Source organism: Pseudomonas antarctica, assembly GCF_001647715.1.
Classification (GTDB): Bacteria; Pseudomonadota; Gammaproteobacteria; order Pseudomonadales; family Pseudomonadaceae; genus Aquipseudomonas; species Aquipseudomonas antarctica_A.
On sequence record NZ_CP015600.1, the window covers coordinates 3,355,094 to 3,381,607 of the forward strand.

A 26,514-nucleotide genomic window follows, 5' to 3' on the forward strand; every position below is an offset into this window, starting at 1 on the left:
GATGATTGAGGTACGCCTGAACCTTCACTATTCCGCCTTTGCGCTGGACGTCGACCTGCATTTGCCCGGCCGCGGTGTCACCGCGCTGTACGGCCATTCCGGTTCCGGCAAAACCACTTGCCTGCGCTGTATCGCCGGGCTGGAGCGCGCCGAAGACGGGTTTATCCAGGTCAATGACGAGGTCTGGCAAGACAGTCGCAAGGGGCTGTTTGTGCCGCCGCACAAACGTGCCTTGGGCTATGTGTTCCAGGAAGCCAGCCTGTTTCCTCATCTGTCGGTACGCGCCAATCTGGAGTTCGGCCTCAAGCGCATCCCACGCAGGCTGCGTCATGTGGACATGGCCCACGCGACCGAATTGCTCGGCATCGGCCACCTGCTCGAGCGCCACCCGCAGCATTTGTCCGGCGGCGAGCGCCAGCGCATCGGCATCGCCCGCGCATTGCTCACCAGCCCCCGGCTGTTGTTGATGGATGAACCGCTGGCGGCCCTGGACAGCCAACGCAAAAGCGAGATCCTGCCGTACCTCGAGCGCCTGCACGACGAACTGGAGATTCCGGTGCTGTACGTCAGCCATGCCCAGGACGAAGTGGCGCGGCTGGCCGATCACATCGTGTTGCTCAGCGACGGCAAGGCCCTGGCCAGCGGCCCCATCGGCGAAACCCTGGCGCGCCTGGATTTACCCCTGGCCTTGGGCGATGACGCCGGCGTGGTCATCAATGGCAGCGTCAGCGCATATGACGAGCACTATCAGTTGCTCACCCTGCAGTTGCCCGACAGTGCGTTGAGCATGCGCGTCGCCCATACACCGCTGGCGTTGGGCAAACAGCTACGCATCAAGGTGCAGGCCCGAGACGTCAGCCTCAGCCTGCAGGCGGAGGAACACAGCAGCATCCTCAACCGCCTGCCGGTGACGGTCACTCAGGACATTTCGGCGGATAACAGCGCCCATGTGCTGGTGCGCCTGGACGCCGGGGGGACGCCGCTGTTGGCGCGTATCACCCGCTTCTCCCGCGACCAGTTGCATCTGCATCCCGGCCAGACGCTGTGGGCGCAAATCAAGGCGGTGGCGGTACTCGCATAACTTTTTTGCACGCGCGCAAAACCCTGCGGTCAATCAGACATACCGGCCTGATCCGTTGCCAAGGAATTTGCACGATGCCCGACTCTGCCCTGACTGCCGACCTGCCCCGCGACCTGCATTACGTTGACGACACCCAGCCCGGCATTCGCCGTAAAAAGCTGCGCGGCAAATTCCAGTATGTCGACGCCAAAGGCCAGCGCATCACCGATGCCGAGGAAATTAAACGCCTGAATGCCCTGGCCGTGCCGCCGGCCTACACCGACGTGTGGATCTGCGCCGACCCGCGCGGCCATCTGCAAGCGACCGGCCGCGATGCGCGCGGTCGTAAACAGTACCGCTACCACACGCGCTGGCGTGAGGTGCGCGACACCGACAAGTATTCGCGGCTGCAGGAATTCGGCAATGCCTTGCCCAAACTGCGCAAGCAACTGGAGGCGCAAATCGCCGCCCCAGGCTTCACGCGCGAGAAAGTCCTGGCCACGGTGGTGATGCTGCTGGATGCCACGCTGATCCGTGTCGGCAACACCCAATACGCCCGCGACAACAAATCCTATGGGCTGACCACCCTGCGCAACCGCCATGTGGACGTCAAGGGCAGCGAGATCCAGTTCCAGTTTCGCGGCAAGAGCGGCGTCGAGCATCAGATCAGCGTCAAGGACCGACGCCTGGCCACGGTGGTCAAGCGTTGCTTGGAATTGCCGGGGCAGAACCTGTTTCAGTACCTGGACGAAGCCGGCGAGCGCCACACGGTCAGCTCCCACGACGTGAATGCGTATTTGCACAGCCTGACCGGCGCCGACTTCACCGCCAAGGACTACCGCACCTGGGCCGGTACCGCGATGGCGCTGGCGGTGCTGCGAGAATTGGCGTGGCAACCGGAATCCGACGCCAAGCGGCATGTGGTGGCCATGGTCAAGGATGTCGCCAAGCAACTGGGCAACACCCCGGCAGTGTGCCGCAAGTGCTATATCCACCCGGCGGTGCTGGAGCATTTCAGCCTGGGTGAACTGTCCAGTTTGCCAAAACCGCGCAAGCGCACGGGCTTGAAAGCCGAGGAAGTCGCCCTGGCGATGTTCCTCGAACAATTGGCCGCTGACTTGCCGAAGAACGCCAAGGTGCGTTAGCCTTCGCGTCCCTTCTGACTCACGGGATGACCGCCGACGTGAACAACTAAGCCTTCCAAAATGTATCTGCAACGAGCCGCCCTGCGTGCTTGTTGGCCTGTTCGACATTTTTTTGGAGGTGCTGATGACTGACGTCAAACGGCTGCCCGTACTCGTATCCCTGCAACACATGTCCTTCCAGTTCGCCAATGGCGAGACCCTGCTGGAAGATTTGAACCTGTCGATTGATCACACGCCCACCGGGATTGTCGGCCGTAATGGTCGGGGCAAAAGTATCCTGGCGAAGTTGATCGCCGGGGCGCTGACGCCCTCCTTCGGCATGCTCGACCGTAAGGCCCGCGTGGCGTACGTCGCACAGAACCCGGTGGTTGAAGCGGGAGCAAGCGTCGCCTGTTTCACCCGCACCGCCGAGGCCCTGGCCGCGCTTGAGCGCATGGCCGGGGGCGCACCCCAGGCCGATGACCTCGAAGTGATCGACGATCGTTGGGACCTTGCCGAACGTCTGCGCGCAGCACTTGATAGCGCAGGTTTGCAAGCGCTCGGTTTTGACGCCCCGGCCGATCAGTTGAGTGGCGGCCAACAGGCCAGGGTCGCCGTGATAGGTGCGCTGCTGGCGGCGCCGGATTTGCTGGTGCTGGATGAGCCCACCAATCACCTCGACAGCGCCGGCCGCGAATGGCTGCTGAACATCCTGGGCGATTGGCGTGGTGGCCTGGTGGTGGTCAGCCATGATCGGCAGTTGCTCAATACCCTGGCGCGCATCATCGAGCTTTCGCCCCTCGGCGCACGGGTGTACGGCGGCAATTATGATGCCTATCGCCGGCAACGCGACACCGAACAACAGGCTGCGGTTGCCGCACTTGAGCACGCTCGCCTGGATCGCAGTCGCGAACGCAAGCGCCTGCAAAAGGATCACGACAGCCTGCAACGCAGTGCCGCCCACGCGCGCAAACACGCGGAGACCGCCAATGTCTCGCGGTTTACCAAGGCCCGCTGGAAAGGCGCTGCCAAAGAAATCGTCAGCACGGTCCGCAGCGCACATCACGCGTATAAAAACGAGCTCGATGGGCACGTGCGCGAAGCCTATGCGCGTGTTGTCGATGAAAGCCCCACCCTGCTTGCACTGCCCGGCTCGGCCCTGCCCAACGGACGACACGTATTGACGCTGGAAAACGCCCAACTGCCATGGCTCGACCCACGGCAACCTTCGGCGTACGTCACGCTCGACCTGATGGGCCCGGTACGCGTGGCCGTGCGCGGCCCAAATGGGTGCGGCAAATCCACGCTGCTCAAACTGCTTGCGGGCCAATGGCCGGCGGTCAGCGGCGACTGTGCGGTGCACGTACCCTGTGCGTATATCGATCAACAGCTCGCGCTGTTGGACGATCAGCGTTGCATCGTGGAGCAGCTCAATCTACTCGATACTCCGCTGGCCGAAGCGCAACTGCGCACGCGCCTGGCCTTGCTGCAACTGGATGCTTTGCGCGTCACTCAACCCGTCGGCCGATTGAGTGGCGGTGAGCGTTTGAAGGCCTCGATGGCGATTGCCTTGTGGCGTGAAGTACCGGCCCAACTGCTGCTACTGGACGAGCCGACTAACCATCTGGACCTGGAATCGGTGCTGGCTTTTGAACAGGCACTGCAAGGTTTTACTGGCGCAGTGGTCGCGGTGTCACACGACGAAGCGTTTGTGCAGGCGATTCGGCCAACCCATCACTTGATCTGGCAGCCAGCGGGATGGCGACTGGTGTGTGTCTGAGGTCATTGCATGCGCAACCAAAGCGCACTACGGTGGTGGCCGAATAATCTCACCGAGGAGCCCGGCCCCATGCTGCCTTCATCCCACAGACCTTACGCCAATGCGGCGCTCGCCCATCGCCAACGCTGGCGCGGGCGGGTCGGTTTGATGCTGGTGGCCAGCCTTTCCGTGCTGGCAGGCATGACCGATGCGATTGGCTTTATGGCCAGCGGTGATTTTGTCTCGTTCATGAGCGGTAACACCACGCGCCTGGCGGTGGCGATCAGCGCAGGTGACCTCGGCCTGACCGGGCGCTTGCTGTTGCTGGTGCTGGTGTTTGTGGTCGGCAACGCCTTGGGCGTGGTGATCAGCCGGCTCAGTCGGCGGCATGCACTACCGTTGCTGATGTGCATCGCCACCTTGTTGTGTGGCGCAGCCGTGTGGCCCTATGACGATGCCTTGCCTGCGCTGCTGGCAGCGATTACGGCCATGGGCATGCTCAATGCCGCGGTGGAAGAGGTCAACGGCCTGCCGGTAGGCCTGACGTATGTGACCGGTGCGCTGTCACGTTTTGGGCGCGGGCTCGGGCGCTGGATGCTCGGGGAGCGACGCAACGGTTGGCGGGTGCAACTGGTGCCGTGGGCCGGGATGTTTGTGGGCGCGGTGATCGGCGCGGTGCTGGAGCATCAGCTTGGCCTCAAGGCGCTGCTGGTCAGTGGCGCATTGGCCGCCTTGCTGGGGTTGGTGTCGCTGAAGATTCCTCGGCGCTGGCACCTGGGCTACATGCCACGCTAAGAAGAAAGGAGGCCCGCCCGACGTTTCGGCCTCGACATCCGTGTACTGGTAAAGAGCTATCACGTCGAGCGAGCGGAAAGAATGATAAGCCAATGCCTGCCAGCTGTCCCGCCGGGCATTTCCGAATATCACTAAGGCAAAGGATTACAGACAGGTTGCGAGTGCAGCCAAACGGCGTTTAGCCGGCATCGAGTCCTGGGCCGCGTAGTAGTTCACGCTGGAACCCGCGCCCGCGGCGCGCACGTCGACAAAATAATCGCCGCCGGTGGTGTAGACGGTAAAACCACCTGCCTCAAGAGGTTCCTTGAAGCCCCCGGCGTCTACGCCAAATACCGCTTCGTCCTGCCAGCCGAACTGAATGCATTGGGCAACTACCAGCGTGGCCTTGTCCGACGCCAGGGTCTTGTAAGGCTGACCTGCGCGCGCGTCTTTCATCTTCGAGCCCGCGCAACCGGACAGTGCAGCCACTACCAATGCGCCAATTACCACCTTGTGCATGCCATCGCCTCCTTGTAAAAAATGCGACTCTACCATTAGCCAGCGACACCCAAGGATTATTCAGTCACCCTGTCGCCTACTTGCAACCTCGCTTCTACCTGGAAACCCGATGACCCCCAACGCCGAGCGCTACAACCCTTCCACCGACTACGCCGACAAGCTGGTCAGCCGCATTGGCCAGACACCCGCGTGGATCGCCAAGCGTATCGGCGTCACGGACAAGCGCATCCGCTACATTCTCGATGGCGAGCGCACCGTCAAGGGCGAAAGCACGCCGATCCAGATGACCTACACCGAGCAGTTCGCCCTGGAATGCCTGGCGGCTGAAGCGAAGGCCAAGAAGAAGCCGTTACCGGCCGCCGAATGAATTTAGTTTCACTGTGAAGGGACACCACGACGCCTATAGTCAACAGGCTCATTTTTAAGAAGTCTCCCTTCTGCCCGCTCTCCCGCGGGCTTTTTTTCGCCCCTGATTCAGAGCCACCAGCGAAACAGATAGAACAACGCCATGCTCAGCAGCACGGTGATCAATACGCTGCGCGTCCAGAACATCAATGCCACTGCGCAGATGCCGGCCAGCAAGTAGGGGTTGGCCGGGCTCAGGTTGAGCGTGTGATCCGCGAGGAAAATGATCGGCCCGCAAATCGCCGTGAGCATGCCCGGCACCGCAAACCCAAGAAACTCGCGCGCGCCGCGGTTGAGGCGTACCGGCAGGCGTGGCTCGATAAACAGGTAACGGTTGAGAAACACCACCAGGCCCATGGCCACGATCATGATGTAGATCATTTCAGCCCTACTCCCAGTCGTTTGCAGGCAAACCCTGCGCTCATCCCCAGCACGCCGGACACCACCACCGCCGACTCCCAGTGCAGGTAACTCAGCCATACCGAGCACAGCAGGGAAACTGCGACGCACACCACGGTGGGCAAGTCGCGCACTACGGGGGTGATCAACGCGATAAACGTCGCGGCGATTGAAAACTCCAGCCCCAATTGATCAAGGCCGGGAATGCTTTTGCCAAGCACAATGCCGGCCAGGGTAAACAGGTTCCAGATGATATAGAACGTCAGGCCAACGCCCAGGGCATACCAGCGGTTGAAGGTCTCACGGTCATAGTGGTTGACCAGGGCGAAGAACTCATCGGTCAGCAGAAACCCCAGGCTCATGCGCCAGCGAGTGTTAAGCGATGAGAGTGTCGGGCGCATGTGCATGCCATAGAGCAAATGCTGGGAAGTCAGCAGCAAGGTGGTCAGCACAATCGAAATCAGGCTGGCGCCACCCTTGACCATACCGATAGCCACCAACTGGGCTGCACCGGCGAAGACAATGGCGGACAAACCCTGGGCTTGCAGCGGGGTAAATTGCGCATCAATGGCCATGGAGCCGGCCAGCAGCCCCCAAGGGGCACAGGCCAGGGACAGCGGAATAACGGCAATTGCGCCGCGTCCGAAGGCGTAATGAGGTAAGGCTGTAGGCATGGAGACGGCTCATCGACAGACAGTCGACAAGCATGCCAGCGTCATACGGAGCTTGTCTTGAACGATCGTGCTCAGGCGAGCCTTACCGAGACCTGTTCAACCGAGTCGCGCGCTTCGCGCAGCTCGTAGGCATCCTGGTTTAGCCGGTGAATAGTATTGAGCAGCCGTTGGCGCAGCACTTCATCACTGAGTTTTTCGACGGCGCGCATCAGGTCAAACGCCGCGGTTTCGTTGTTATCCGCGACGGAATCGAGGGTCTTGCGCAGGTTGCGAGTGGCACGGGTCACGCGGGTTCTTCCTTCATCAGTAATGGCTGGCACTTTAGGACATGCGTGTTTCAGTTTAATTTCAGTCAGTTGTGGCTGTTTTGCCGGCGGTTGATCCACATCAAACGAATTCAGGATTTGACCTACATATATGGCTATACGTATATTCGAATAATCATATATATAAAGATCTTGATCATGTCTGACCTCCTCTCCCCGCCCACCCTGTTCAAATGCCTGGCCGATGCCACCCGCGCACGCTTGACGTTATTGATCCTGCGCGAGGGCGAACTTTGCGTGTGCGAACTGATCCATGCTCTGGACGACAGTCAACCAAAAATCTCCCGCCACCTGGCGCAACTGCGCAGTTGTGGGTTGTTGCAGGACCGTCGCCAGGGCCAATGGGTCTATTACCGCATCAATCCGGCATTGCCCGCCTGGGTGACACAGGTGCTCGACACCACTTTGCAAGCCAACCAGCCATGGTTGCAAAACGACGCGCTGCGTCTGGATGCAATGGGCGACAGACCACAACGCGCCAGCAATTGCTGCTGAGCCATCGGAGCGTTTACTCATGCTTGTCGCAATTGCGATTTTTATCTTCACCATTGTCCTGGTCATCTGGCAGCCCAAGGGCCTTGGGGTGGGTTGGAGTGCAACAATGGGGGCGATCCTGGCCCTGGCGTGCGGGGTCATCAGCCTGTCTGACATTCCGGTGGTGTGGCACATCATCTGGAACGCTACCGGCACTTTTGTCGCGCTGATCATCATCAGCCTGTTACTCGATGAAGCCGGGTTCTTTGCCTGGACCGCGCTGCATGTGGCGCGTTGGGGCCGGGGGCGTGGTCGACGGCTGTTCGCCTACATGGTGCTGCTCGGCGCACTGGTCTCGGCACTCTTTGCCAACGACGGCGCGGCGCTGATCCTGACACCTATCGTGATGTCGATGCTGCTGGCGCTGCGCTTTTCCCCGGCGGCGACCCTGGCATTCGTCATGGGCGCCGGGTTTATTGCGGACACGGCGAGCTTGCCGTTGGTGGTATCGAACCTGGTGAACATCGTTTCGGCGGATTACTTCAAGATCGGTTTCAACGAATACGCCGCAGTCATGGTGCCAGTGAACCTCGTCAGTGTTGCCGCCACCCTGGCGGTGCTGCTGTGGTTTTTCCGCCGCGACATTCCCCAGGTCTACGACCCGGCCGACCTGGAAGAACCGGCCAGTGCCATCCATGACCGCGCGACCTTTCGCGCCGGTTGGTGGGTACTGGGCATTTTGCTGGTCGGCTGTTTCGCCCTGGAGCCGCTGGGCATTCCCATCAGTGCGATTTCCGCCGTGTGCGCCGTATTGCTGCTGGTCATCGCCGCCAAAGGCCACAAGATTTCCACGCGCAAAGTGTTGAAAGGCGCGCCGTGGCAGATCGTGATCTTTTCTCTGGGCATGTACCTGGTGGTCTACGGCCTGCGCAACGCCGGCTTGACCACCTACCTGGCGACCTGGCTCGATACCTTCGCCACTTACGGCGTGTGGGGCGCGGCCATGGGCACCGGTGTGCTGACGGCCCTGTTGTCATCGGCGATGAACAACCTGCCGACGGTATTGATTGGTGCGCTGTCCATCGAGTCCAGCCATGCGGTCGGTGTGGTCAAGGACGCGATGATCTACGCCAACGTAATAGGCAGTGACCTGGGCCCGAAAATCACGCCCATCGGCAGCCTGGCGACGTTGCTGTGGCTGCATATCCTGGCGCGCAAAGGCATCACCATCACCTGGGGTTACTACTTCAAGGTCGGGATCGTGCTGACCTTGCCGGTGCTGTTGATCACCCTCGCCGCCCTCGCTTTGCGCCTGAGTATCTGAAGGAGATGCCGAAATGAAAGTCCTGTTCATGTGCACTGCGAACAGTTGTCGCAGCATCCTGTCCGAAGCGGTATTCAATCACTTGGCGCCGCAAGGCTTCGAGGCGATCAGCTCCGGCAGTTTCCCCAAGGGCCAGGTCCTGCCGCGCAGCCTGAGCGCGTTGCAGGCGGCGGGCATCAGCACCGAAGGTTTGTACAGCAAGGGCAATGATGCCTTTGAAGGCAGCCCGCCGGACCTGGTCATTACCGTGTGCGACAAGGCTGCCGGAGAGGCATGCCCGGTGTATTTCGGGCCGGCGCTGAAGGCGCACTGGGGGTTGGAAGATCCGTCCGATGTTCAGGGCGACGATGAACATCTCAACGCCGCGTTCAACGCAACGATGGACATCATCGCCACCCGCTGCCAGGCGTTTTTCGCCCTGCCCTTTGCCCGCCTGGGCCCTGTTGAACTGAAGGCTGAGCTCGACCGCATCGCACGGTTGTAGCCGGAGAACCTGATGACTATGCTGCCTAACCTCGACACAACCCTGTCAACACCCTTGCATACCGGGCCGACTCACCCGCCGCGCATCCTGTTGCTTTACGGCTCCACCCGGCCGCGGTCGTTCAGCCGTTTGCTGGTGGAGGAAGCCGCGCGCCTGTTATGCCACTTCGGTGCCGACACTCGGATTTTCAACCCGTCCGGGCTGCCTCTGCCTGATGATGCACCTAACGATCACCCCAAAGTCCAGGAGCTGTTGGACCTGATGCAATGGTCCGAAGGCCAGGTCTGGTGCTCCCCCGAACGTCACGGCTCGATGTCGGCAGTGTTCAAGGCGCAACTTGACTGGGTGCCGCTGGCGTTGGGTGCCGTGCGGCCCACCCAGGGCAAGACCTTGGCGGTGATGCAAGTGTCGGGCGGCTCGCAATCTTTCAACACCGTCAATCAACTGCGCGTGCTCGGACGTTGGATGCGCATGTTCACCATCCCCAATCAATCCTCGGTGCCCAAAGCATTCATGGAGTTCGACGACCAGGACCGCATGAAACCGTCGGCGCTTTACGACCGCGTCGTCGATGTGATGGAAGAACTGGTGAAGTTCACCTTGTTACTGCGCGACCGCCCGGACCTGGTAGACCGTTACTCGGAGCGCAAGGAAAGCGCTGATGAGCTGTCGCAGCGGGTCAACCAACGGTCGATTTGATCGACCCTGCCAGCGTATGCTCAAGCAAACCGCTTCCCGAGCTGAATGATGAGCGCCATTCAACACGCCTGGCTGGGCAACTACGAAGTCAGCAGCACCACCTGCACCGGCCTGACCTTTGCCCGTCACAGCCATGATGAGTGCGTGATCGGCGTCAACCTTGTCGGTGAGGAAAAAGTCTGGCTCGATCGCCGGGAGTTCGAGGCCGGGCCGGGCACCATCACCTTGTACAACCCGGGTCAGATCCAGGGCGGCGGCGCGGCTGAGGGAGCACCTTGGCACTTTGTCAGCCTGTACGTCACCGCGGATCAACTGGCAGCTGACCTGGGGCTGTCGCACCTCGAATTTGATCGCTCGCTCTGCTTTCAACCTGACCTCGCGCAACGGGTGGCCGCGGCCGTGAAAGGCGCCTTGAGCAACGATACGTGGGTCCGTGAATTCAATGAGGAAGCCCTGGTGTTACGGTTGGGAGAAGTGGTCGGCGTCAGCGGTGTACGCTTGCCTGGCAGCACCAACACCGGCAACCGCATGATCGGTCGCGCCCAGGAATTGCTTGCCTCGCACCTGCATCAGTCACTGCCCCTGGACGAGCTGGGCAATGAATTGGGACTGTCCAAATTCCATCTGTTGCGTGTCTTTCAAAAAGAAACCGGTATGAGCCCCAGGCAGTGGGCCATGCAACTGCGTACCTGCCGCGCCAAAGGACTGTTGCGCAACGGCATCTCGGCCAGTGACGTCGCCCATGGCCTGGGCTTTGCCGACCAAAGCCACCTCAATCGACACTTCCGCGCCGCCTATGGCATCACCCCTGGCCGCTATCAAAGCGTGTTGAAACGCTGAACAGCGCAATCTGGTTCAAGACGCCTGCCTCGACAGACACCACACTGCCCGCCTCTTTTGAAGGAAAGCGGGCATGTTGACGATCTTTTTTTACGCGCTGGTATTCGGGTTTGTGTTTTGCCTTTCTCCCGGTGCGGTGCTGGCAGAGACATTGCGCCGTGGCTTGCTCCACGGCTTTACGCCGGCCCTGCTGGTGCAGATCGGCTCACTGGTGGGCGATGCGGTGTGGGCGGTGATCGGCCTCACCGGCATCGCCCTGCTGATTCAACATGATGCAGTGCGCGTGCCGCTGACCATCGTGTGCGCGCTGTACCTGGCCTGGCTGGGCGTGCGCAGCCTGATCGATGCCTGGCATTTGCCCGAACCCAGTCACGCACCGGCCAGTTCCGGGCGCAATGCGCTGGCGGTGGGGGCGGCCATTTCCCTGGCTAACCCGAAGAACATTATTTACTGGGGTGCGCTGGGCAGCGCTTTGTCCGGCATCGTCGGCGCCACGCCCAGCCACGGGCAAACCCTGATGTTTTTTGCAGGGTTCATGCTCGCGTCGGTGCTGTCATGCTTTCTGATTGCCGCGCTGGTCAACCTGCTGCGCAAGAACGCATCAGCGTTGTGGCAGCGCATCAGTTATGGCACGTGTGGTGGGGTATTGATCTATCTGGCCGTACTGGCGGCACATGGCATATGAAGTTATATAGTGCGTAACTTCCGCCGCGGCTAATCTGAATGAACTCTGAACACAGGGTATTTTAATTAATCATGCGTTGACATTTTGTAACCGTCTGAGTAGATTGCCCCTGCCCACAACTGGGGCCTTTTTTAAACCTCACAAAAGAAGCCAATGGACACAGTATCTAGTCGCTGTCCGAGCACCGCTATTGCGGGCATCGGGCGCCAAACCCAGAATATGACAGGACTCGCCTTCCAGGTCCGGTAAGCTGCGCTAGAGCTTGATGCTCCACCGTAACTGCCTCACCGGTCGCTCGTCCGGTCCCGAGGTGTGTTATGACCTTCCAACTCATTGCTTTACCTGATGTTCGTACGCTGGCCGCAGCCTTGCGCGCCAAGCTGTGCCGCGAGCCCGTAGGCTTTTCGCCTACTCGCGCAGCCTTTGCTGCACCCTTCCCCCAAGCAAGTAAAGACCAAGCGCGCCCGGCTCCCCCGCTGGCGCATTGGCGTGTCTGCCCTGCCAGCGGCCAATTGCTGCAGCAATGGGATCACGCCGACCCTCAAGACCCGCAGAGACCGAAGGTTTCCAGACTGGCACACGCTGGCCTGATGCTCGGACTTTACGTGAGCACTCGCGCCGCTTAACCCGGCTGGAAACAGCAACTTTCTAATTGATGTTCTGGAGTTCTTTATGAACACGTCCAGTAGTAGCCCGCTGCGCGTTAGTTAATTAACGCGCGCTTGGCGGGCACACTAGAAGTTATGTAGACACCTTATTTAAACCGATCGCGAAGTCCGCGGCTCGGCATGCTTTCGCTCGCCTGTATTCAGGTAAGTACCGGGTATGTTTTGTCGAGAATTGGCGACAGTAGTACAGACAATGAGCGCCGTAAAAAACACGCCTCTGCACAAGAAAAATGGCACCGCTACCGACACCAAACTGTCGATGCGTGCCGCCCGTGAAGCCCAGAACGGCCTATCGGCCACCCTTGCCAATGTGCGAGCCACCCAGGATGGTTTAACCGAACTGGACGCCTCGGCGCGTCTGCAACGCGAAGGCTACAACGAAGTGGCCCATGACAAGCCGCCTCACGCCATCGTCCAGTTCCTGCAGGCACTGAACAACCCGTTCATCTACGTACTGCTGACATTGGCCGGCATCAGCTTTGTCACTGACTACTGGTTGCCGCTGCAGGCCGGTGAAGAAGTCGACCTGACCAAAGTCATCATCATCATGCTCATGGTCTTGCTCAGCAGCCTGCTGCGTTTCTGGCAGGAGCACCGCTCGGCCAAATCCGCCGAAGCCCTGAAAGCCATGGTGCGCACCACGGCCACGGTGCTGCGTCGTGAGCAAGTCGGCGCCCAGCCGACCCTGCGTGAAGTACCGATGCGCGACCTGGTGGCGGGCGACATCGTGCAGCTTTCCGCCGGCGACATGATCCCGGCCGACATCCGCTTGATAGAGTCCCGCGACCTGTTTATCAGCCAGGCCGTGCTGACCGGCGAAGCGTTGCCGGTCGAGAAGTACGACACCCTCGGCGACGTCACGCAAAAGTCCGCGATACCGGCAGCGGCCGACCAAGGCAACCTGCTGGACCTGCCGAACATCTGCTTCATGGGCACCAACGTCGTCAGTGGTCGCGCCAAAGCCGTAGTAGTCGCCACCGGCCCACGCACCTACTTTGGCTCCCTGGCCAAAGCGATTGTCGGCTCGCGGGTGCAAACCGCTTTCGATCGTGGTGTGAACAGCGTCAGCTGGCTGCTGATCCGTTTCATGCTGGTGATGGTGCCGATCGTGTTCTTCCTCAATGGCTTCTCCAAAGGTGACTGGGGCGATGCGTTCCTGTTTGCACTGGCGGTCGCCGTTGGCCTGACCCCTGAGATGCTGCCGATGATCGTCAGCGCCAACCTGGCCAAAGGCGCCAACGCCATGGCCAAGCGCAAAGTCGTGGTCAAGCGCCTCAACGCGATTCAGAACTTCGGCTCAATGGACGTGCTGTGCACCGACAAGACCGGCACCCTGACCCAGGACAAGATCATCCTCGAGCATCACGTCAACGCCTTTGGCCAACGTGATGATGCAGTGCTGTCCCTGGCCTGGCTCAACAGCTTTCACCAGAGCGGCATGAAAAACCTGATGGACCAGGCCGTGGTGCAGTTCTCGGAACAGAACCCGAAGTTCCAGGTGCCGTTTGCCTACAGCAAAGTCGATGAACTGCCGTTCGACTTTGTACGCCGTCGCCTGTCGATCGTGGTCAAGGATGCCGCCGGCGACCAGTTGCTGGTGTGCAAGGGCGCGGTGGAAGAGATGCTGAGCATTTCCACGCACGTCATGGAAGGTGGCGATGCCGTCCCGCTGGATGAGCGCCGCCGTGAAGAGTTGCTGACGCTGGCGAACGATTACAACGAAGATCGTTTCCGTGTACTGGTCGTCGCCACCCGCAACATCCCGAAAGCACTGGCGCGCCAGCAGTACACCACGGCCGATGAACGCAATCTGGTGATCCAGGGCTTCCTGACATTCCTTGATCCACCGAAGGAAACCGCAGGCCCGGCGATTGCCGCACTGCAACAAATCGGCGTAGCGGTAAAAGTGCTGACCGGCGACAACGCGGTGGTCACCAGCAAGATCTGCCGTCAGGTCGGCCTCGAGCCTGGCCAGCCGCTGCTGGGTGTGGAAATCGAAGCGATGGATGACGCAACCCTGCTGCGCCGCGTGGAAGAGCGCACAGTGTTTGCCAAGCTCACGCCGCTGCAGAAATCCCGGGTACTCAAAGCGTTGCAAGCCAACGGCCACACCGTGGGCTTCCTCGGCGACGGCATCAACGATGCACCGGCGCTGCGTGATGCCGATGTGGGCATTTCGGTGGACAGCGGCACTGATATCGCCAAGGAATCCGCCGACATCATCCTGTTGGAAAAGAGCCTGATGGTGCTGGAAGAAGGCGTGCTCAAGGGCCGCGAAACCTTCGGCAACATCATGAAGTACCTGAACATGACGGCCAGCTCGAACTTCGGCAATGTGTTCTCGGTGTTGGTCGCCAGTGCGTTTATCCCGTTCATGCCGATGCTGGCGATCCATCTGCTGCTGCAAAACCTGATGTACGACATCTCCCAGCTGGCCTTGCCATGGGACAAGATGGACAAGGAATACCTGGCCAAACCGCGCAAGTGGGATGCGAAAAACATCGGCCGCTTCATGATCTGGATCGGGCCGACCTCGTCGATCTTCGACATCACCACCTTTGCATTGATGTGGTACGTGTTCTCCGCCAACAGCGTGGAAATGCAGACCCTGTTCCAGTCCGGCTGGTTTATCGAGGGGCTGCTCTCGCAAACCCTGGTCGTGCACATGTTGCGTACACGCAAGATCCCGTTCTTCCAGAGCACGGCCGCCTGGCCGGTGTTGATGATGACCGCCATCGTCATCGGGCTGGGGATCTACGTGCCGTTCTCGCCGCTGGGCACCCTGGTGGGCCTGGAGCCGTTGCCGCTGGCGTACTTCCCATGGTTGGTCGGCACCCTGCTCGCCTACTGCTGCGTCGCCCAACTGATGAAGACGATCTACATCCGCCGCTTCAAGCAGTGGTACTGATCACCCCCGCCGTTTAAACGGTGGCGGTCGCCCGGCCGCCACCGTGCAACACAAGGACACTCCCTATGCGCGTCTTGATCTGTGCAGGTCGTCATTACGCCGACACCAAAAAGTCCCGCCAAGTGCTGGACGCTTACCACCGCCTGCGCCCCGTGCAGGTATTGATTCACGGCGGCAACCAATTCCTGGGCAGTGACATCGAGGAATGGGCGCGGGAAATCGGCATCGATGTGGTGCGCTACCCGCCCAATTGGCAACGCCATGGCAAGCAGGCGGAACGCCAGCGCAACCATTTCATGCTGACCGACAGCCGGCCCGACGTGATCATCGCCCTGCCAGGTGGTGACGACACATCGGAGTTGGTCTGCCAAGCCAAAACCAGCGGCATTTCGGTGCTGACCGTAGAAAGCTGAATTCAAGCGAGGTGCACCATGCACAAAAAACACACCCCTCAACACGCGGACGGGTTTGCCAAATATCGCGCGCGTCATTACCGCGGAGCCCGCCAGACCCTGTTGCTGTTGCCACCGGCCAAGCGCCGCGCGCTGCAACGTAACCTGATCTTTATTGGCACAACCCTGGGCCTTATTTTGCTGACCGCCCTGTTCTCGAAAGCCCAGGCGGCCGGCGGCGCCTATGTAGTCGACGACGGTGCGGTTAACGAGCCGGGCGAATGCAATGTTGACGCCTGGTACACAGCCGATCGCCACCAGGGCAACATCCATAGCCAAACCCTGAACCCGGCCTGCACGTTCAGCGCACTGCCCTATGTGCAATGGAGCGCTGCACTGTCGCGCGCCAGCAATGCAGGCGATGCCGAGACCCAGGTCAGCCCGCAAGTGAAGGCGCAGGTGTGGTCACAAGAAGACTTGGGGCTGCAGATAGCAGTGTCTGCCACCAGCCATTTTGCGCTGGACCGCCAACATGCGTTCGACGGTGCGGACTTGAATGTGCCGTTGACCTGGCAACCCATTCAAGCACTGCGCCTGAACCTCAACGGTGGCTGGACACATGCCTATAACGGCGGCGAGCAAAACCATCGCCTGACCTGGGGCACCGGCTTCGAGTATCAGGTGGCGGATGCACTGACGCTGATCGGTGAGCGCTATGGCCAGGAAGGCGGCGACCAGGCCTGGCAGGCCGGGCCGCGGTTCCATGTTGGCAAGCTGGTCGACGTGGACGTGGTCGTCGGGCAAAGCCTGACCGGGGACCGCAACCAGTGGTTGACCACCGGCGCGACCGTGCGCTTCTAAGGTTTGGCCTGCTGCTCCAGGTGCAGTTGCAACTGTGGGTCAAGTTGCAACTGCCCCGCCAGTTCGTCCAGGTAGGTGCGCTCCGCGGCCTGCTGATCATTGACCAGCATTACGCTGGCCAGGTAGATCTCCGACGCCAGCGCGGGGTCATGGGCATACTCGGCAAAATCGGCTGCACTCAGTGGCTTGGCGACTTCGGCGTCGAGCCACTGTTGCAACTGCGGGTCGTCGGTATGGCGGCCGATCTCGGCAGAAATCATCTGTTGTTCCTGATCGTCGATCTTGCCATCCGCCTTGGCTGCGGCGATCAGGGCTCGTAATAGCGCATGGCTGTGGGCCTCGGCTTCCGGGCCTTGAAGTTGGTCGACCGTCTGGAAGGCTTGCTGCGGGGCGGTTGCCTGTTGGCGCTGCCAAGCCTGGTATGCCTGAAAAGCCGCCATCCCCAGGGATGCCAGCGCTGCGTAGTTCATCCCACCGGCACGTGCTTGCGTCGTACCGCTGGCGGGCGCACCGCCCAACAAACCGCCAAGCCCGCCGAGCAACCCACCTAGACCACCGCCCGCCGGGGCATTGCCGGTGTTGTTACCTTTCAATAAGCCACCCAACAGCCCACCCAGGCCGCCGCCTGAGGAGGTGCCGCCTGACTGCCCGGCGCGTAGCAGTTGTTCGAGTAGATCGCTGGTGTTCATCGTGTTGCTCTCCCGGAGCGTAGTAGTGGCGTTCATCAACCATAGACCGCTCCGGCGGGAACACCATGACCGCCGGGCGGGCACGCTTTATGATGGGGTCATCCCGCCAAGAGAGCACACCTGTGAACCGCATCGAGCACATTGCGTTGATGGCCAACTACAACCAGTGGATGAACCGTAAGGTGTATGACGCCGCGAGCACGCTGACAGAAACGCAGCTGGCGGCGGACCGACACGCATTTTTCGGCTCGATCCTTGGCACGCTGAACCACCTGACATTAGGCGATACGGTCTGGCTCAAGCGGTTTGCACAGCACCCGGCAGGCTTTGCGGCCCTGGCGCCGCTAAGTAGCCTGGCCATGCCTGTGGATTTGAAGCAGGTGGCCTTCGGCACGCTTGGCGAACTGTCGGACCGTCGCGCCTGGCTGGATCAACTGATCATTGATTGGGCACACAGCCTTCGCGAGCCCGACCTGGATCATCGCCTGCACTACCACAACATGCGCGGTATGGCGGCGGACAAACCGTTCTTCAGCTTGCTCGTGCATTTTTTCAATCACCAGACCCACCACCGGGGCCAGGCAACGACGCTGCTGACCCAGGCGGGTGTGGATGTCGGCGATACGGACCTGCTGGCACTGATTGACTGATTTCAGCCGGCGCTGAACGCGGCGTAGGCCTGCATCAAGCGCGGAAAGTCTTGCGGCTCGGGCAATTGCGCAAAGCTTTCGACGGCAGGCGTGGCGGCCCAAGGCAGTTTTTCACAGGCCCAGGTTTCCATGAACGGCACGTAGTCGCGGGCGTTATCCAGCAAGGTCGCACGCACGTTGACGAACTCGTCGATGCCATGGGGGCGTGTAAACAGCCAACTCATGCAATGCGGGCAGCAATAGTGACGGTCCACACCGTGCAAGCCGCCGATAACCGGGCAGCCCTGGGTGACGGTGAAGCCGGCCGCGGGAATCAGTGCGCTGAGGGAGAACGCGCTGGAGGTCATTTTCTGGCAACCGCTGCAGTGGCACGCCATGGTGATAACGGGTGGCAGGCTGATGCTGAAACGCACCCGGTTACAGCGGCAACTGCCTTCCAGTGGCAGGTTTTCGACGCTCATCATTCATTCCTTTTTTATGTTTTTTGGCCTGACAGGCTAACGTAAACCCGCGTAAGGGCAAAACCGAACGCTGCGCCGCACATGGGGTCGTAACTATAAGGCGCCGGGGTTACTGCCCCGCCCCGCTTGCGCGCAACCGCTGCTTTTGGGATGCGCGCTCCCCCATAAGAAGGAGACGCTTACATGGTCACTCACTTCAAGGTCGCCGGGCATTTGGCCTGCGGCCACCACGGCACCGACCTCCCTTCCAGCACCGAGCTGAACCGAGTCAAATGCCGTACCTGCCGTAATACCGACGCCTACAAAGAAGCGCGTCGTACCCAACGCAATGCCGCCCGCCGCACCGCGCGCAAAGCCAAGCCCCATACCGCCAGTGACTGGCGCAGTGCATGGACACAACGCCTGACCGACCTGCCCGGATTGCAGCGTTTGCCACGCGGGTTCAGCGGGCAGCCATTTGTTTGATTGCTCGACTCATCAGGTGCTGAAAAGATAATCACCAGGTTCCCATCAGGATCCTGAAGCAGCGCGGAAGTATTGCCCCAGGCATTTTCGTCACAGGCATCATCACTCCCGCGTTGCTGACCTGAAGCAGAAGCGCCTCCACATCATCCACTTGAAACGCCAGGATCGCTGAACGGTTGCTGGCTGCGACGGCCAGCCCGTTGTGATGCCGGCGAATCAAGCGCGCGTCACTTATCGCCAAGACGTGAGGTGCGAAACACCTCGCCATAAAGCCGGGCTACCCGTGTAGATCACTGATCTGACAAGCTTTTTCAGCTTTGCATCAGTGCAAGAAACGAGCTTTCAACCTTGCATCCAAACGCTTGGGTCTATATATTCCCAACCCTGCTGCACCGCGCTGCCGCCCGAATGGCGAAACTGGTAGACGCATGGGACTTAAAATCCCCCGCTCGTAAGGGCGTCCCGGTTCGATTCCGGGTTCGGGCACCATAGATATCAAGGGCTTGCATGATGAACTTCATGCAGGCCCTTATCTTTTCCGCTCCGAAATTCCAGAGCCCGCTTCGCAGCGGTCCCTCCACGGCGTCCTGCCGAACGAACACCAAATCTTCATGGTGCTGGAATATCTCACATGACGGGCCACGGTCCAGCTTACTGGTCCAGCTCTGGCCAATCATTTCGCGGCGCATGCCCATTAAGGTTTGGTGGGCATGCTGGCCGGCCGAAAATCCCCCTTTTCATAATTTCTTTTCAAAACGCTTACAAAATCTGTAACGCAGCGCTGTTAGCGAACTCTAGGTCTACAACGCTCACTGACCTATAGGAAATCCCATGCCTTCATCAATGTATTCCCGTTTTCTCCGCCAGCCGTTTGAAGTCGAGTTCATGCGCTGGGTGCTGGTCTTGATATTCCTTATGTTTGGCTACACAAAATGGTTCGATTACGAAGCCCAGGCATTGATTCCGCTGATCAGTCACAGCCCCCTTCTTTCCTGGATGTACGGTGTATTTGGCACTCAGGGCGCAAGTTATGCGCTAGGCACCGCTGAATGGACTATCGGCCTTGGCCTGGCCATCGGTGCATGGTCGCCAAGGATCGCGCTGATTGCCGCCGCCGCCTCCTCTGTGACCTATCTGACAACCGCCAGTCTGCTCCTGACTACTCCGGGCGGCTGGGAGGCTTCGGCGGGTGGCTTCCCGGCCATGGGCGGCGCCAGCTCTTTTCTGATCAAGGATCTGGTGTTGATGGCCGGTTCGTTGGTGCTGCTCAAGAACGCGGCGCAACAACTGACCACATGCGCCAAATAGCCTGATGCCACACTGGCCATCGTGAGTAAGTACCACGCTAAGAAATAGCGGCAGTCGTAAATGAAATGAGGCCCCGTCCGACCACGATTGTCTAAGCTCAAAGCGACTGAGGGTTGGGCCATGTGCGGAAGACTTTCACAGTACCGGGGCATTCACGAATTCGTTGCCGCGCTTGGCATGCCCAATGCTTTGGCGAGCAGCGTGGGTGACCAGCCGATCGAGCACTACAACGTGGCCCCGACAACCCAGGTAGCCCTGCTGCACGTCCAGGGCGAGTTGCTGCTGGCCGATCCGGTGCGATGGGGATGGAGGCCGCATTGGGCCAAGGACCGCGCCACGCCAATCAATGTGCGCGTCGAGAAGGTCGCACTCAGCCCGTTCTTCCGGGCGATCTGGCCACACCGGGCAATTACGCCTATCGACAATTGGTTTGAGTGGGTAGATGAAGGTGGGCCGAAGAAACAGCCTTACCTGATCCGTAGACGGGATGGCTGCCCGGTCCTGTGTGCGTCCATTGGCCAACTGCCGGATGCCGATGAAGGTCCGAGCGAACATGACGGCTTCGTGATTATCACCGCCGACAGTGCTGGCGGTATGGTCGACATTCACGACCGCCGGCCGGTGGTGCTGACGCCGGAACTCGCACGCGAATGGCTCGACCCGGCCACGCCAACGGCGCGCGCCGAGCAGATGGTGCTGTATCAGGGCGAACCCGCCGAGGCTTTCGAGTGGTTCAAGGTTGACCCAGCCGTGGGCAACGTGCGCAAACAAGGGCCCGAACTGATCCGGCCGATACGCGGGCAATAGCGAGCACTAAAAATCCGACGCTTTCAGTGATGATCAGGGCATTACAGGCTGAACGACTGCTGGTTGAGACACGTTATGTGTTGAAGCCGGCTTGTGCATATACCGGTGCTCGATAAACACGTAAGACGCGGTAGCAATGATTGATGACAGGCTCAGTGTTGCGCCCGCCAGGAGCGCAAAGCTTACGATCGATAGGGAACCAACATCGATAAAATAATGCTGGGTGATACCGAAGACAAGGAACAGGATCATGCAGTGGAGCAGGTAAAAGCTGTAGCTCACACTCCCCATGGCAACCAGCGTACGTACCGTCAGTATCGCGGGGCGCGAAATGGTTAGCCCCACAAAAAGCACTGACACGCAGATCCACTGCTCCAGGCCGTAAACCGCCTTTTCTCCTGCGCGATAGAAGATAAAAGCGACGGCAGCCAGTGCTATCAGTCCAGCAGCCACACGCAAATTAATACTAAATTTCTTAGTTGCTATTAACGAGCAAAAAGCGCCAAGAATAAAAAATGACCACGTGCTTGCATTGCTAAAGCATAGATCTGAAACAGCAAACGCTGTAATCAGTGCAAATGTAAGGTTTCTATTTTTCCTGGCGGCAATATAGAGAAGAGGAAGCACAAGATAGAAACGCCACTCTACCGCCAGCGTCCAGGCTACCCCTATCAACTTTACAAGATCAAACCCGTTTATAGTAGGTATCGGCAACAACCCGAAAGCATAGATACCGGGAAGGGATCTGACAATAGCACCCATGTCCTGAGTAATCGGCCATGAAAACCAGGCAGCAACCATTAACGCAACAGTGACTGCAACAAGATAAGCCGGAACAATCCTACGAACGCGCTTTGTAAAGAAGTCAGTCCAGTCAATCGGTTTATTGGAAAGGATTTTTCCAGTGAACAGCAATCCTGTTATACAGAAGAAAATCTGTACACCCAAAGCGCCAAAAAGAACGGGGGCCGACGCGCCATCAGCCGAAATGTAGAAGACCTTTGGCATGATCACCAGGCTGCCCAAGATAAACGGGGCATGGTTCAAAGCCACACAAGCGGCGGCCACACCGCGCAATCCGTCAATCCACTTTGTGTTGGCGTGGCCTTCTGGAACGAGCGATGTCACTCGCCTCGACAGGAAAAACATCGGTAGGAAAACGAAAGGAAAAATAAACAGCATGAGCATCCAGACTTCTGGAGCATGCATTACTAATAATGCGTCCATTGCAATCATCCTTGATTTTGGCGGCACATTAACATGCCCCCATCCAAGCAGATAGTACTTCTTTATAAGAACGCTCGCGCCACGGGCTTACTTTTGTCAAATTATTCCATTGACAATCATTGAAGCTACGTATATCCGACGTCATCTTTTGAACAGGTGGCTGCCGGACTAATAAACCAAGTGGCTGACGCAAGAACCCTGTCCGTTTTCAAGCATGCCCATTGCGCCGATGGATGAACGCGCCGATATGCGGATGAAGCAGGGTGAACGGCTGAAGGCTATGGCGCCGACACACACGCAAAGCGAAGTTTCCTTGGCGCCGGGTAAAACGAGCAAAACGCTCAACTCTCTGGCTGCGCCGTGTTGCTTTACTTTCAAGCGTTTGAATCACGGCGGATACAACGGGATGCAGCGACAAAAGAAGCTGGAAGTGCGAGACGCGAAATTCGCGGAAGGCATTGAGGCCTTCAAGGAACCGGGTGTCAGCCGCCCAGATGGAACGATTGGATAGCAACGCGAAACGCCAGAAGAGCGCTGGATGAGAATGCGCAAATAGGCTGAACCCCACATCCAGCAGGTGAGGCCATGATCTCAGTAGCGCCCTTTTACTCGCAATTAAACAGACCTTTGCCCTGCCATAATGCCGCCGCTTGCACCCTCCTGCAGGCATCTCTATCACGTGCCTGCATATTGTCGATACTTGGATTTCCGGTTTTTTCGGACTCACGCCTGACAGGAGTACCAGGGTGGTTTAGCGCCTCTTGCCCCTCGATGTGTAATTCGCGGGGCACCGGCTTCGCCTCTGGGGGCGCCGCTGGTTTAGGCAGCTCATTAATGGCCGCACCAAAGCGCTGGAGTAACGGGCTCTCCGGCAATTCATCAGCGACAACCAGGGTTGCTATGACCGAGGTCAACAACGCCACGCTGTATCTCTTAAACACTTTCAACACCTGCCCCTTTGAACGGAATGACTGAGTAACCCGAGCTCAGCACTCGCCGTACTCAAATTAGAAAAAGCTCCCGCCCGGCGGCCTGACACTGGGTGATCTTTCGTGCGCCATGCGCGGACGGGTAACGGATTCTGAGCGAAACGATTCAGCACTGCACTTATTCAACTGTTATTGAACTGTAAATTCGCCCTTCAAAGACAAGCCGCTCCAGCCGCAAGAGCGCGTCTCGTCATCCCCCTGCATCGCACACCCAGCGCGACTAAACGGTGCTCACTCGCAAAAAAATGCAGACCTTGCGCACACTCATCAATCAAAAAAATGAAGGACCGCCGGTGCAACAAAGTCACTTTCCGGGGCCGCCAGCGCGCATTAATCAACTAGCATAAATTAGCACTCGCTCACCGCCCCCCTGATACGGTTAAGTCGCATCCGGTTTTGACTGATACACCCCGTAGCCCGACTAAAACCTTAATTACGCGAAACATTAGCATTAACATCCTTATACGCAACCCTGCGAAATATAACTTATACCTCGTTATTTAAACCGCGCATCGCCTTGCTTTAAGCGTGCTACAAACCTTACCCTTCCACCCTCAATAAAAAGCGCAACTATTACTGCGTACCCGGCCTTTTCGCACCGCGAGACGAGTATCAACTTCAACTAGAGAAACACACATGAACCATGAACAGTTCTCTGATGACCCTGAAGACGAGGGTTATAGTCAGATCGACCGTGCAGCGGCCGCCTCCCGGTGCACATGGGTGAGCGTCATCGTCAATATCGTGCTCTCGCTCACACAGATTGCAGTCGGTGTGCTGTCAAAATCCCAGGGGCTTATCGCCGATGGTATTCATTCGCTCTCAGACTTGATCGCGGATTTCGTAGTGCTGTTTGCCAGCCATAAAAGCAAAGACGATGCCGACGAAGGCCATCCCTATGGGCATCTGCGTTTCGAGAACGCCGCGTCCATGGTGTTGGGCCTATTATTGTTGATCGTGGGCATCGGCATGATCGTATCCGCAGTGCTCAAGCTTCAAACCCCTGAGTCGATTCCTACGGTGCACATTGCGGCCCTATGGGTGGCTATCGCTGCGCTGATGGCCAAGGAGCTGTTGTTTCGCTTCATGCTGAGGGTCGCCAAAAAAGTGAAATCCAGTTTGCTGGTTGCCAATGCCTGGCATGCCAGGTCCGACGCAGCGTCCTCCTTGGTTGTCGGCGTAGGCATCGTGGGTAACCTGGCGGGTTACCCGATTCTTGATCCCATTGCTGCGCTTGTTGTCGGAGGCATGATCGCCAAGATGGGTGGGCACTTTACCTGGGACTCATTGCACGACCTGATGGACCGGTCTGCCGATGAGCAGGAAGTTGCAACTATTCGCGAGACGCTCCACAACACACCAGGCATTAAAGGTGTCCATGATCTACGCACTCGAAAAATGGGTGACATGATCATTGTCGACGCCCATATCGAAGTGGACGCCTCGATTAGCGTTGAAGAAGGCCATGCGATTGCAGTGCGCGCCAGGGAAAATGTGATGCGCATACCGCGTGTTTTGAACCTGATGACGCACGTGGACCCCTGGCACCGTCCAGATCTTGATCATTAACCGGGCATCGCGATTGCCGCATAAATCGACAGTAGCGGCGCGTAAGCCTTCACACATTTATCACAACGTTTTCACACATCATTAATAAGCGCTAAGTTGCCAAATCAAACTTAAGTCTGGGAAACGATCTCAATTATTTTTATTCATACGCTCGTCGACCAAAAGACCTAAACATTAAAAAAACCCGCCGATAGTATTCACTCACACTGCAACTTCTTAAGGGGATCAACATGACATCGGCCATCACGGGTTCGACCCACATCACACAACCTCAACCGGCAGCCATCAAGCCCCAAGTTCGCCCCGCCGTGCAAGCAGACAGCGACGGCGATCATGACGGCAGCACCCCAGGTGAAGTCGAACAACCCAAAGCAACCTCGGGATCAATAGGTACGCGCGTCAACACGACGGCCTGACTGTCAGCAGAAATGGGCGCGGGGACACATCTCCCCAGCGCCTTTGAAGGGTTTGCGTCAGGGCCCGGGAGCGTATCGCCACGAAGCGCCGCAGCCGTTGCACTGACCTACCTCTCGCCTGCTCACGTTCTGAAAGCCTGTCATTTTCAGGAACGTGAATAACCGTCTTCAACCCCGCATGCGAGCTGGTTAACGCAATCCAGGCCGCGTCCAACAGGACCCGCCAACCTGGGACAACCGAAGCGAAATACCCACCAACAAACCAGGAGTTTGCTGGCCTCAGCCTGAAATCAAGCTATACCTAAATTGCACTCAACCAGGTGAACATCATGCTGTGCCTTGGGTTACTTTTCTTCACTAGTCCGAAATTCCGCTCCTTTGTCAGAGTTGATCAAAACGGCGCCTGCTCAGGGCTCATTCGATGCCAACAATCGCCTGGTAAATCATGGGTGGAAGTTGATGAATTCTGCTTGAGTTGGCTCGGCAAACCGCTACCGGGTCACGCCTGTCAGACAAGGCGCGCTGCAGTGGTCTGATGAATACCGACGCCGGGTGACGTTGAACGAGTTGGCTTGCTTGGCCGAGGTTCAACGTCAGGTCCAGATGCACTAGCGCAAGATGATCCATTGAAGCGCGTCTTCAACCGATTGGCCGACGCCACCGGGCGTGACGTTGTGCCCCAACTCGGGATAGAGCCGATATTCGAATGCCTGGCCCTTGGCGCTCATTGCGTCCAGCCGTTCCATCGCCAGGAACGCCGGGGTTTGCAGGTCCCTGCCCCCCAATAACCAGAGCCCCGGAATCGAAACCCTGGCAAGCGAGTCGCGGGGGTCGGTGTCGGCAAATGGGTAGCGGTCAGGGTCTTCAGCGATATGTTTGCGTACGTCGGTTTCGCTGTGGTTATTCCAGAAGTCCGCCTTGCCCTGCGTCAGGAACTGAAACCGCAGTTGCTCACGTGTCGTGAGCAGGGGCCCGCTGAACAACACCATGAAACGCACGCCTGGGTTGTGTTCTGCTGCGATGGGAATGATCCAGCCAGCCTGGCTGAAGCCGACCAGCCCAATCGGTAACCGACTGGCCGCCAGCGTGTTGGATAAGGCCGCAACGGCGGCGTTCGCATCACCCGCCAACACCTTCAGGTTGGACGCATCAAGGTTATTGGTGCCGACCTCCGGGCCTGCATAAATGCCACCGGATTGCCCGACACCGCGCTTGTCATAGGTCAACACCGCGATCCCCCGCCCGGCCAACAGCGTCGCGAAGTTTGTCATGCGCTTTTCCTGGCCAGAACCGTGCACCAGCACGACGCCAGCCTTAGGATGCTCGGGCAAGAAGGCTGTGCCGGCCAGTGAAATACCCGCACTGGTGAAGGTAATGTCCTGTGTTGCAAAACCTGCAGGCTCAGCCAGCGTCAAACGGGGCAACAGCACACACAGTCCCAACAAAACACCTATGTATCGAAGCATTATTCAATCCTGGAAAGGGTACAGCCGAGTAGCGTTGGCGCCACTTTGCCATCACCCAATTGCGATCTCGTGACGGAAGCTGTTCGTAAACG

The 26,514-nt window shown here is 58.8% G+C and carries 30 protein-coding genes and 1 tRNA gene; 22 read left to right on the forward strand and 9 right to left on the reverse strand.

The genetic code is table 11. The annotated features are described in order from the left end of the window. Position 1 precedes the first annotated feature (1 nt). The 4 genes from modC (at position 2) to A7J50_RS15145 (ending at position 4,738) form a co-directional block, all read left to right on the forward strand. Complete coding sequence (modC, locus tag A7J50_RS15130; RefSeq protein WP_064452536.1) at positions 2-1,081, forward strand: molybdenum ABC transporter ATP-binding protein; 1,080 nt, start codon at positions 2-4, stop codon at positions 1,079-1,081. A gap of 74 nt (positions 1,082-1,155) precedes the next feature. Next, positions 1,156-2,205: a DNA topoisomerase IB gene (locus A7J50_RS15135; RefSeq protein ID WP_064452537.1), complete on the forward strand. Its 1,050-nt coding sequence runs from the start codon at positions 1,156-1,158 to the stop codon at positions 2,203-2,205. 124 nt (positions 2,206-2,329) lie between these two features. Beyond that, a complete protein-coding gene (locus tag A7J50_RS15140) occupies positions 2,330-3,964 on the forward strand; it encodes an ABC-F family ATP-binding cassette domain-containing protein (RefSeq protein ID WP_064454948.1) in 1,635 nt (544 codons plus the stop codon). Between the two features lie 69 nt (positions 3,965-4,033). Further along, the gene (locus A7J50_RS15145; protein ID WP_064452538.1) at positions 4,034-4,738 is read left to right on the forward strand and encodes a YoaK family protein; all 705 of its coding nucleotides are present in this window, start codon (positions 4,034-4,036) and stop codon (positions 4,736-4,738) included. 144 nt (positions 4,739-4,882) lie between these two features. On the opposite strand, the gene A7J50_RS15150 is transcribed toward A7J50_RS15145, so the two are convergent. Next, positions 4,883-5,236, reverse strand: a complete 354-nt coding sequence (locus A7J50_RS15150; protein ID WP_064452539.1) for a hypothetical protein — start codon at positions 5,234-5,236, stop codon at positions 4,883-4,885. Between the two features lie 109 nt (positions 5,237-5,345). On the opposite strand from A7J50_RS15150, the gene A7J50_RS15155 reads away from it, so the two are divergent. Beyond that, positions 5,346-5,603, forward strand: coding sequence for a hypothetical protein (locus A7J50_RS15155; protein WP_064452540.1), 258 nt, complete (start codon positions 5,346-5,348; stop codon positions 5,601-5,603). A gap of 107 nt (positions 5,604-5,710) precedes the next feature. Here A7J50_RS15155 and A7J50_RS15160 read toward each other — a convergent pair whose 3' ends face one another. From A7J50_RS15160 to A7J50_RS15170, 3 genes are all read right to left on the reverse strand, one after another. Further along, positions 5,711-6,022 (reverse strand): AzlD domain-containing protein, encoded by a 312-nt coding sequence (locus A7J50_RS15160; protein ID WP_064452541.1) that lies wholly within the window; start codon positions 6,020-6,022, stop codon positions 5,711-5,713. Further along, positions 6,019-6,714 (reverse strand): AzlC family ABC transporter permease, encoded by a 696-nt coding sequence (locus A7J50_RS15165; RefSeq protein WP_064452542.1) that lies wholly within the window; start codon positions 6,712-6,714, stop codon positions 6,019-6,021. Before A7J50_RS15165 ends, A7J50_RS15160 begins: the two co-directional genes overlap by 4 nt. 71 nt (positions 6,715-6,785) lie before the next feature. Continuing rightward, positions 6,786-7,001: a hypothetical protein gene (locus A7J50_RS15170; protein ID WP_064452543.1), complete on the reverse strand. Its 216-nt coding sequence runs from the start codon at positions 6,999-7,001 to the stop codon at positions 6,786-6,788. A gap of 177 nt (positions 7,002-7,178) precedes the next feature. Here A7J50_RS15170 and A7J50_RS15175 point away from each other — a divergent pair, with 177 nt between their 5' ends. From A7J50_RS15175 to A7J50_RS15215, 10 genes are all read left to right on the forward strand, one after another. Further along, complete coding sequence (locus A7J50_RS15175; protein ID WP_064452544.1) at positions 7,179-7,535, forward strand: metalloregulator ArsR/SmtB family transcription factor; 357 nt, start codon at positions 7,179-7,181, stop codon at positions 7,533-7,535. 19 nt (positions 7,536-7,554) lie between these two features. Beyond that, entirely contained in the window at positions 7,555-8,838 is a 1,284-nt protein-coding gene (locus A7J50_RS15180) for an arsenic transporter (RefSeq protein WP_064452545.1), read from the forward strand. A 13-nt stretch (positions 8,839-8,851) separates the two neighbouring features. Further along, a complete protein-coding gene (locus A7J50_RS15185) occupies positions 8,852-9,322 on the forward strand; it encodes an arsenate reductase ArsC (RefSeq protein WP_064452546.1) in 471 nt (156 codons plus the stop codon). Positions 9,323-9,331: 9 nt separating this feature from the next. Beyond that, entirely contained in the window at positions 9,332-10,021 is a 690-nt protein-coding gene (gene arsH, locus A7J50_RS15190) for an arsenical resistance protein ArsH (RefSeq protein WP_420492096.1), read from the forward strand. A gap of 48 nt (positions 10,022-10,069) precedes the next feature. Then, entirely contained in the window at positions 10,070-10,861 is a 792-nt protein-coding gene (locus tag A7J50_RS15195; RefSeq protein WP_064452548.1) for an AraC family transcriptional regulator, read from the forward strand. A gap of 73 nt (positions 10,862-10,934) precedes the next feature. Continuing rightward, entirely contained in the window at positions 10,935-11,546 is a 612-nt protein-coding gene (locus tag A7J50_RS15200; RefSeq protein ID WP_064452549.1) for a LysE family transporter, read from the forward strand. Positions 11,547-11,863: 317 nt separating this feature from the next. Further along, positions 11,864-12,172 (forward strand): hypothetical protein, encoded by a 309-nt coding sequence (locus A7J50_RS31940; protein ID WP_082895896.1) that lies wholly within the window; start codon positions 11,864-11,866, stop codon positions 12,170-12,172. A gap of 235 nt (positions 12,173-12,407) precedes the next feature. Then, positions 12,408-15,122: a magnesium-translocating P-type ATPase gene (gene mgtA / locus A7J50_RS15205; protein ID WP_064452550.1), complete on the forward strand. Its 2,715-nt coding sequence runs from the start codon at positions 12,408-12,410 to the stop codon at positions 15,120-15,122. A gap of 65 nt (positions 15,123-15,187) precedes the next feature. Further along, positions 15,188-15,535, forward strand: a complete 348-nt coding sequence (locus A7J50_RS15210) for a DUF2493 domain-containing protein (RefSeq protein ID WP_064452551.1) — start codon at positions 15,188-15,190, stop codon at positions 15,533-15,535. Positions 15,536-15,553: 18 nt separating this feature from the next. Continuing rightward, positions 15,554-16,375, forward strand: coding sequence for a hypothetical protein (locus A7J50_RS15215; protein ID WP_064452552.1), 822 nt, complete (start codon positions 15,554-15,556; stop codon positions 16,373-16,375). Here the strand turns inward: A7J50_RS15215 and A7J50_RS15220 are convergent. Continuing rightward, the gene (locus A7J50_RS15220; protein ID WP_064452553.1) at positions 16,372-17,064 is read right to left on the reverse strand and encodes a DUF533 domain-containing protein; all 693 of its coding nucleotides are present in this window, start codon (positions 17,062-17,064) and stop codon (positions 16,372-16,374) included. The genes A7J50_RS15215 and A7J50_RS15220 overlap by 4 nt on opposite strands. Positions 17,065-17,186: 122 nt before the next feature. Between A7J50_RS15220 and A7J50_RS15225 the strand changes: the two genes are divergently transcribed. Next, positions 17,187-17,714, forward strand: coding sequence for a DinB family protein (locus tag A7J50_RS15225; RefSeq protein WP_064452554.1), 528 nt, complete (start codon positions 17,187-17,189; stop codon positions 17,712-17,714). Between the two features lie 2 nt (positions 17,715-17,716). Here A7J50_RS15225 and A7J50_RS15230 read toward each other — a convergent pair whose 3' ends face one another. Next, positions 17,717-18,175, reverse strand: a complete 459-nt coding sequence (locus tag A7J50_RS15230) for a GFA family protein (protein WP_064452555.1) — start codon at positions 18,173-18,175, stop codon at positions 17,717-17,719. Between the two features lie 183 nt (positions 18,176-18,358). Between A7J50_RS15230 and A7J50_RS15235 the strand changes: the two genes are divergently transcribed. The 4 genes from A7J50_RS15235 (at position 18,359) to A7J50_RS15255 (ending at position 20,755) form a co-directional block, all read left to right on the forward strand. Continuing rightward, entirely contained in the window at positions 18,359-18,640 is a 282-nt protein-coding gene (locus A7J50_RS15235) for a hypothetical protein (RefSeq protein WP_064452556.1), read from the forward strand. Between the two features lie 402 nt (positions 18,641-19,042). Then, positions 19,043-19,129 (forward strand) — tRNA-Leu (locus A7J50_RS15245). 342 nt (positions 19,130-19,471) lie between these two features. Next, positions 19,472-19,948 carry a YkgB family protein gene (locus A7J50_RS15250; protein ID WP_064452557.1) on the forward strand — a complete coding sequence of 159 codons (477 nt, stop codon included), beginning with the start codon at positions 19,472-19,474 and terminating at the stop codon, positions 19,946-19,948. A 120-nt stretch (positions 19,949-20,068) separates the two neighbouring features. Next, positions 20,069-20,755 carry an SOS response-associated peptidase family protein gene (locus tag A7J50_RS15255; protein WP_064452558.1) on the forward strand — a complete coding sequence of 229 codons (687 nt, stop codon included), beginning with the start codon at positions 20,069-20,071 and terminating at the stop codon, positions 20,753-20,755. A 33-nt stretch (positions 20,756-20,788) separates the two neighbouring features. Here A7J50_RS15255 and A7J50_RS15260 read toward each other — a convergent pair whose 3' ends face one another. Further along, positions 20,789-21,982: an acyltransferase family protein gene (locus A7J50_RS15260; RefSeq protein ID WP_064452559.1), complete on the reverse strand. Its 1,194-nt coding sequence runs from the start codon at positions 21,980-21,982 to the stop codon at positions 20,789-20,791. Between the two features lie 214 nt (positions 21,983-22,196). Here A7J50_RS15260 and A7J50_RS15265 point away from each other — a divergent pair, with 214 nt between their 5' ends. After that, positions 22,197-22,493 carry a hypothetical protein gene (locus tag A7J50_RS15265; RefSeq protein ID WP_064452560.1) on the forward strand — a complete coding sequence of 99 codons (297 nt, stop codon included), beginning with the start codon at positions 22,197-22,199 and terminating at the stop codon, positions 22,491-22,493. A gap of 94 nt (positions 22,494-22,587) precedes the next feature. On the opposite strand, the gene A7J50_RS15270 is transcribed toward A7J50_RS15265, so the two are convergent. Beyond that, the gene (locus tag A7J50_RS15270) at positions 22,588-22,929 is read right to left on the reverse strand and encodes a hypothetical protein (RefSeq protein ID WP_064452561.1); all 342 of its coding nucleotides are present in this window, start codon (positions 22,927-22,929) and stop codon (positions 22,588-22,590) included. A gap of 678 nt (positions 22,930-23,607) precedes the next feature. Between A7J50_RS15270 and A7J50_RS15275 the strand changes: the two genes are divergently transcribed. Beyond that, positions 23,608-24,540: a cation diffusion facilitator family transporter gene (locus A7J50_RS15275; RefSeq protein WP_064452562.1), complete on the forward strand. Its 933-nt coding sequence runs from the start codon at positions 23,608-23,610 to the stop codon at positions 24,538-24,540. 1,024 nt (positions 24,541-25,564) lie between these two features. Here the strand turns inward: A7J50_RS15275 and A7J50_RS15280 are convergent. Then, positions 25,565-26,422 carry an alpha/beta hydrolase family protein gene (locus A7J50_RS15280; RefSeq protein WP_064452563.1) on the reverse strand — a complete coding sequence of 286 codons (858 nt, stop codon included), beginning with the start codon at positions 26,420-26,422 and terminating at the stop codon, positions 25,565-25,567. Positions 26,423-26,514 lie beyond the last annotated feature (92 nt).

Coding starts and splice junctions, on each gene's coding strand:
- modC (WP_064452536.1), top strand. CDS start 2: ATGATTGAGGTACGCCTGAACCTTCACTATTCCGCCTTTGCGCTGGAC.
- A7J50_RS15135 (WP_064452537.1), top strand. CDS start 1,156: ATGCCCGACTCTGCCCTGACTGCCGACCTGCCCCGCGACCTGCATTAC.
- A7J50_RS15140 (WP_064454948.1), top strand. CDS start 2,330: ATGACTGACGTCAAACGGCTGCCCGTACTCGTATCCCTGCAACACATG.
- A7J50_RS15145 (WP_064452538.1), top strand. CDS start 4,034: ATGCTGCCTTCATCCCACAGACCTTACGCCAATGCGGCGCTCGCCCAT.
- A7J50_RS15150 (WP_064452539.1), bottom strand. CDS start 5,236: ATGCACAAGGTGGTAATTGGCGCATTGGTAGTGGCTGCACTGTCCGGT.
- A7J50_RS15155 (WP_064452540.1), top strand. CDS start 5,346: ATGACCCCCAACGCCGAGCGCTACAACCCTTCCACCGACTACGCCGAC.
- A7J50_RS15160 (WP_064452541.1), bottom strand. CDS start 6,022: ATGATCTACATCATGATCGTGGCCATGGGCCTGGTGGTGTTTCTCAAC.
- A7J50_RS15165 (WP_064452542.1), bottom strand. CDS start 6,714: ATGCCTACAGCCTTACCTCATTACGCCTTCGGACGCGGCGCAATTGCC.
- A7J50_RS15175 (WP_064452544.1), top strand. CDS start 7,179: ATGTCTGACCTCCTCTCCCCGCCCACCCTGTTCAAATGCCTGGCCGAT.
- A7J50_RS15180 (WP_064452545.1), top strand. CDS start 7,555: ATGCTTGTCGCAATTGCGATTTTTATCTTCACCATTGTCCTGGTCATC.
- A7J50_RS15185 (WP_064452546.1), top strand. CDS start 8,852: ATGAAAGTCCTGTTCATGTGCACTGCGAACAGTTGTCGCAGCATCCTG.
- A7J50_RS15195 (WP_064452548.1), top strand. CDS start 10,070: ATGAGCGCCATTCAACACGCCTGGCTGGGCAACTACGAAGTCAGCAGC.
- A7J50_RS15200 (WP_064452549.1), top strand. CDS start 10,935: ATGTTGACGATCTTTTTTTACGCGCTGGTATTCGGGTTTGTGTTTTGC.
- A7J50_RS31940 (WP_082895896.1), top strand. CDS start 11,864: ATGACCTTCCAACTCATTGCTTTACCTGATGTTCGTACGCTGGCCGCA.
- mgtA (WP_064452550.1), top strand. CDS start 12,408: ATGAGCGCCGTAAAAAACACGCCTCTGCACAAGAAAAATGGCACCGCT.
- A7J50_RS15210 (WP_064452551.1), top strand. CDS start 15,188: ATGCGCGTCTTGATCTGTGCAGGTCGTCATTACGCCGACACCAAAAAG.
- A7J50_RS15215 (WP_064452552.1), top strand. CDS start 15,554: ATGCACAAAAAACACACCCCTCAACACGCGGACGGGTTTGCCAAATAT.
- A7J50_RS15220 (WP_064452553.1), bottom strand. CDS start 17,064: ATGAACACCAGCGATCTACTCGAACAACTGCTACGCGCCGGGCAGTCA.
- A7J50_RS15230 (WP_064452555.1), bottom strand. CDS start 18,175: ATGAGCGTCGAAAACCTGCCACTGGAAGGCAGTTGCCGCTGTAACCGG.
- A7J50_RS15235 (WP_064452556.1), top strand. CDS start 18,359: ATGGTCACTCACTTCAAGGTCGCCGGGCATTTGGCCTGCGGCCACCAC.
- A7J50_RS15250 (WP_064452557.1), top strand. CDS start 19,472: ATGCCTTCATCAATGTATTCCCGTTTTCTCCGCCAGCCGTTTGAAGTC.
- A7J50_RS15255 (WP_064452558.1), top strand. CDS start 20,069: ATGTGCGGAAGACTTTCACAGTACCGGGGCATTCACGAATTCGTTGCC.
- A7J50_RS15260 (WP_064452559.1), bottom strand. CDS start 21,982: ATGGACGCATTATTAGTAATGCATGCTCCAGAAGTCTGGATGCTCATG.
- A7J50_RS15265 (WP_064452560.1), top strand. CDS start 22,197: ATGCCCATTGCGCCGATGGATGAACGCGCCGATATGCGGATGAAGCAG.
- A7J50_RS15275 (WP_064452562.1), top strand. CDS start 23,608: ATGAACCATGAACAGTTCTCTGATGACCCTGAAGACGAGGGTTATAGT.
- A7J50_RS15280 (WP_064452563.1), bottom strand. CDS start 26,422: ATGCTTCGATACATAGGTGTTTTGTTGGGACTGTGTGTGCTGTTGCCC.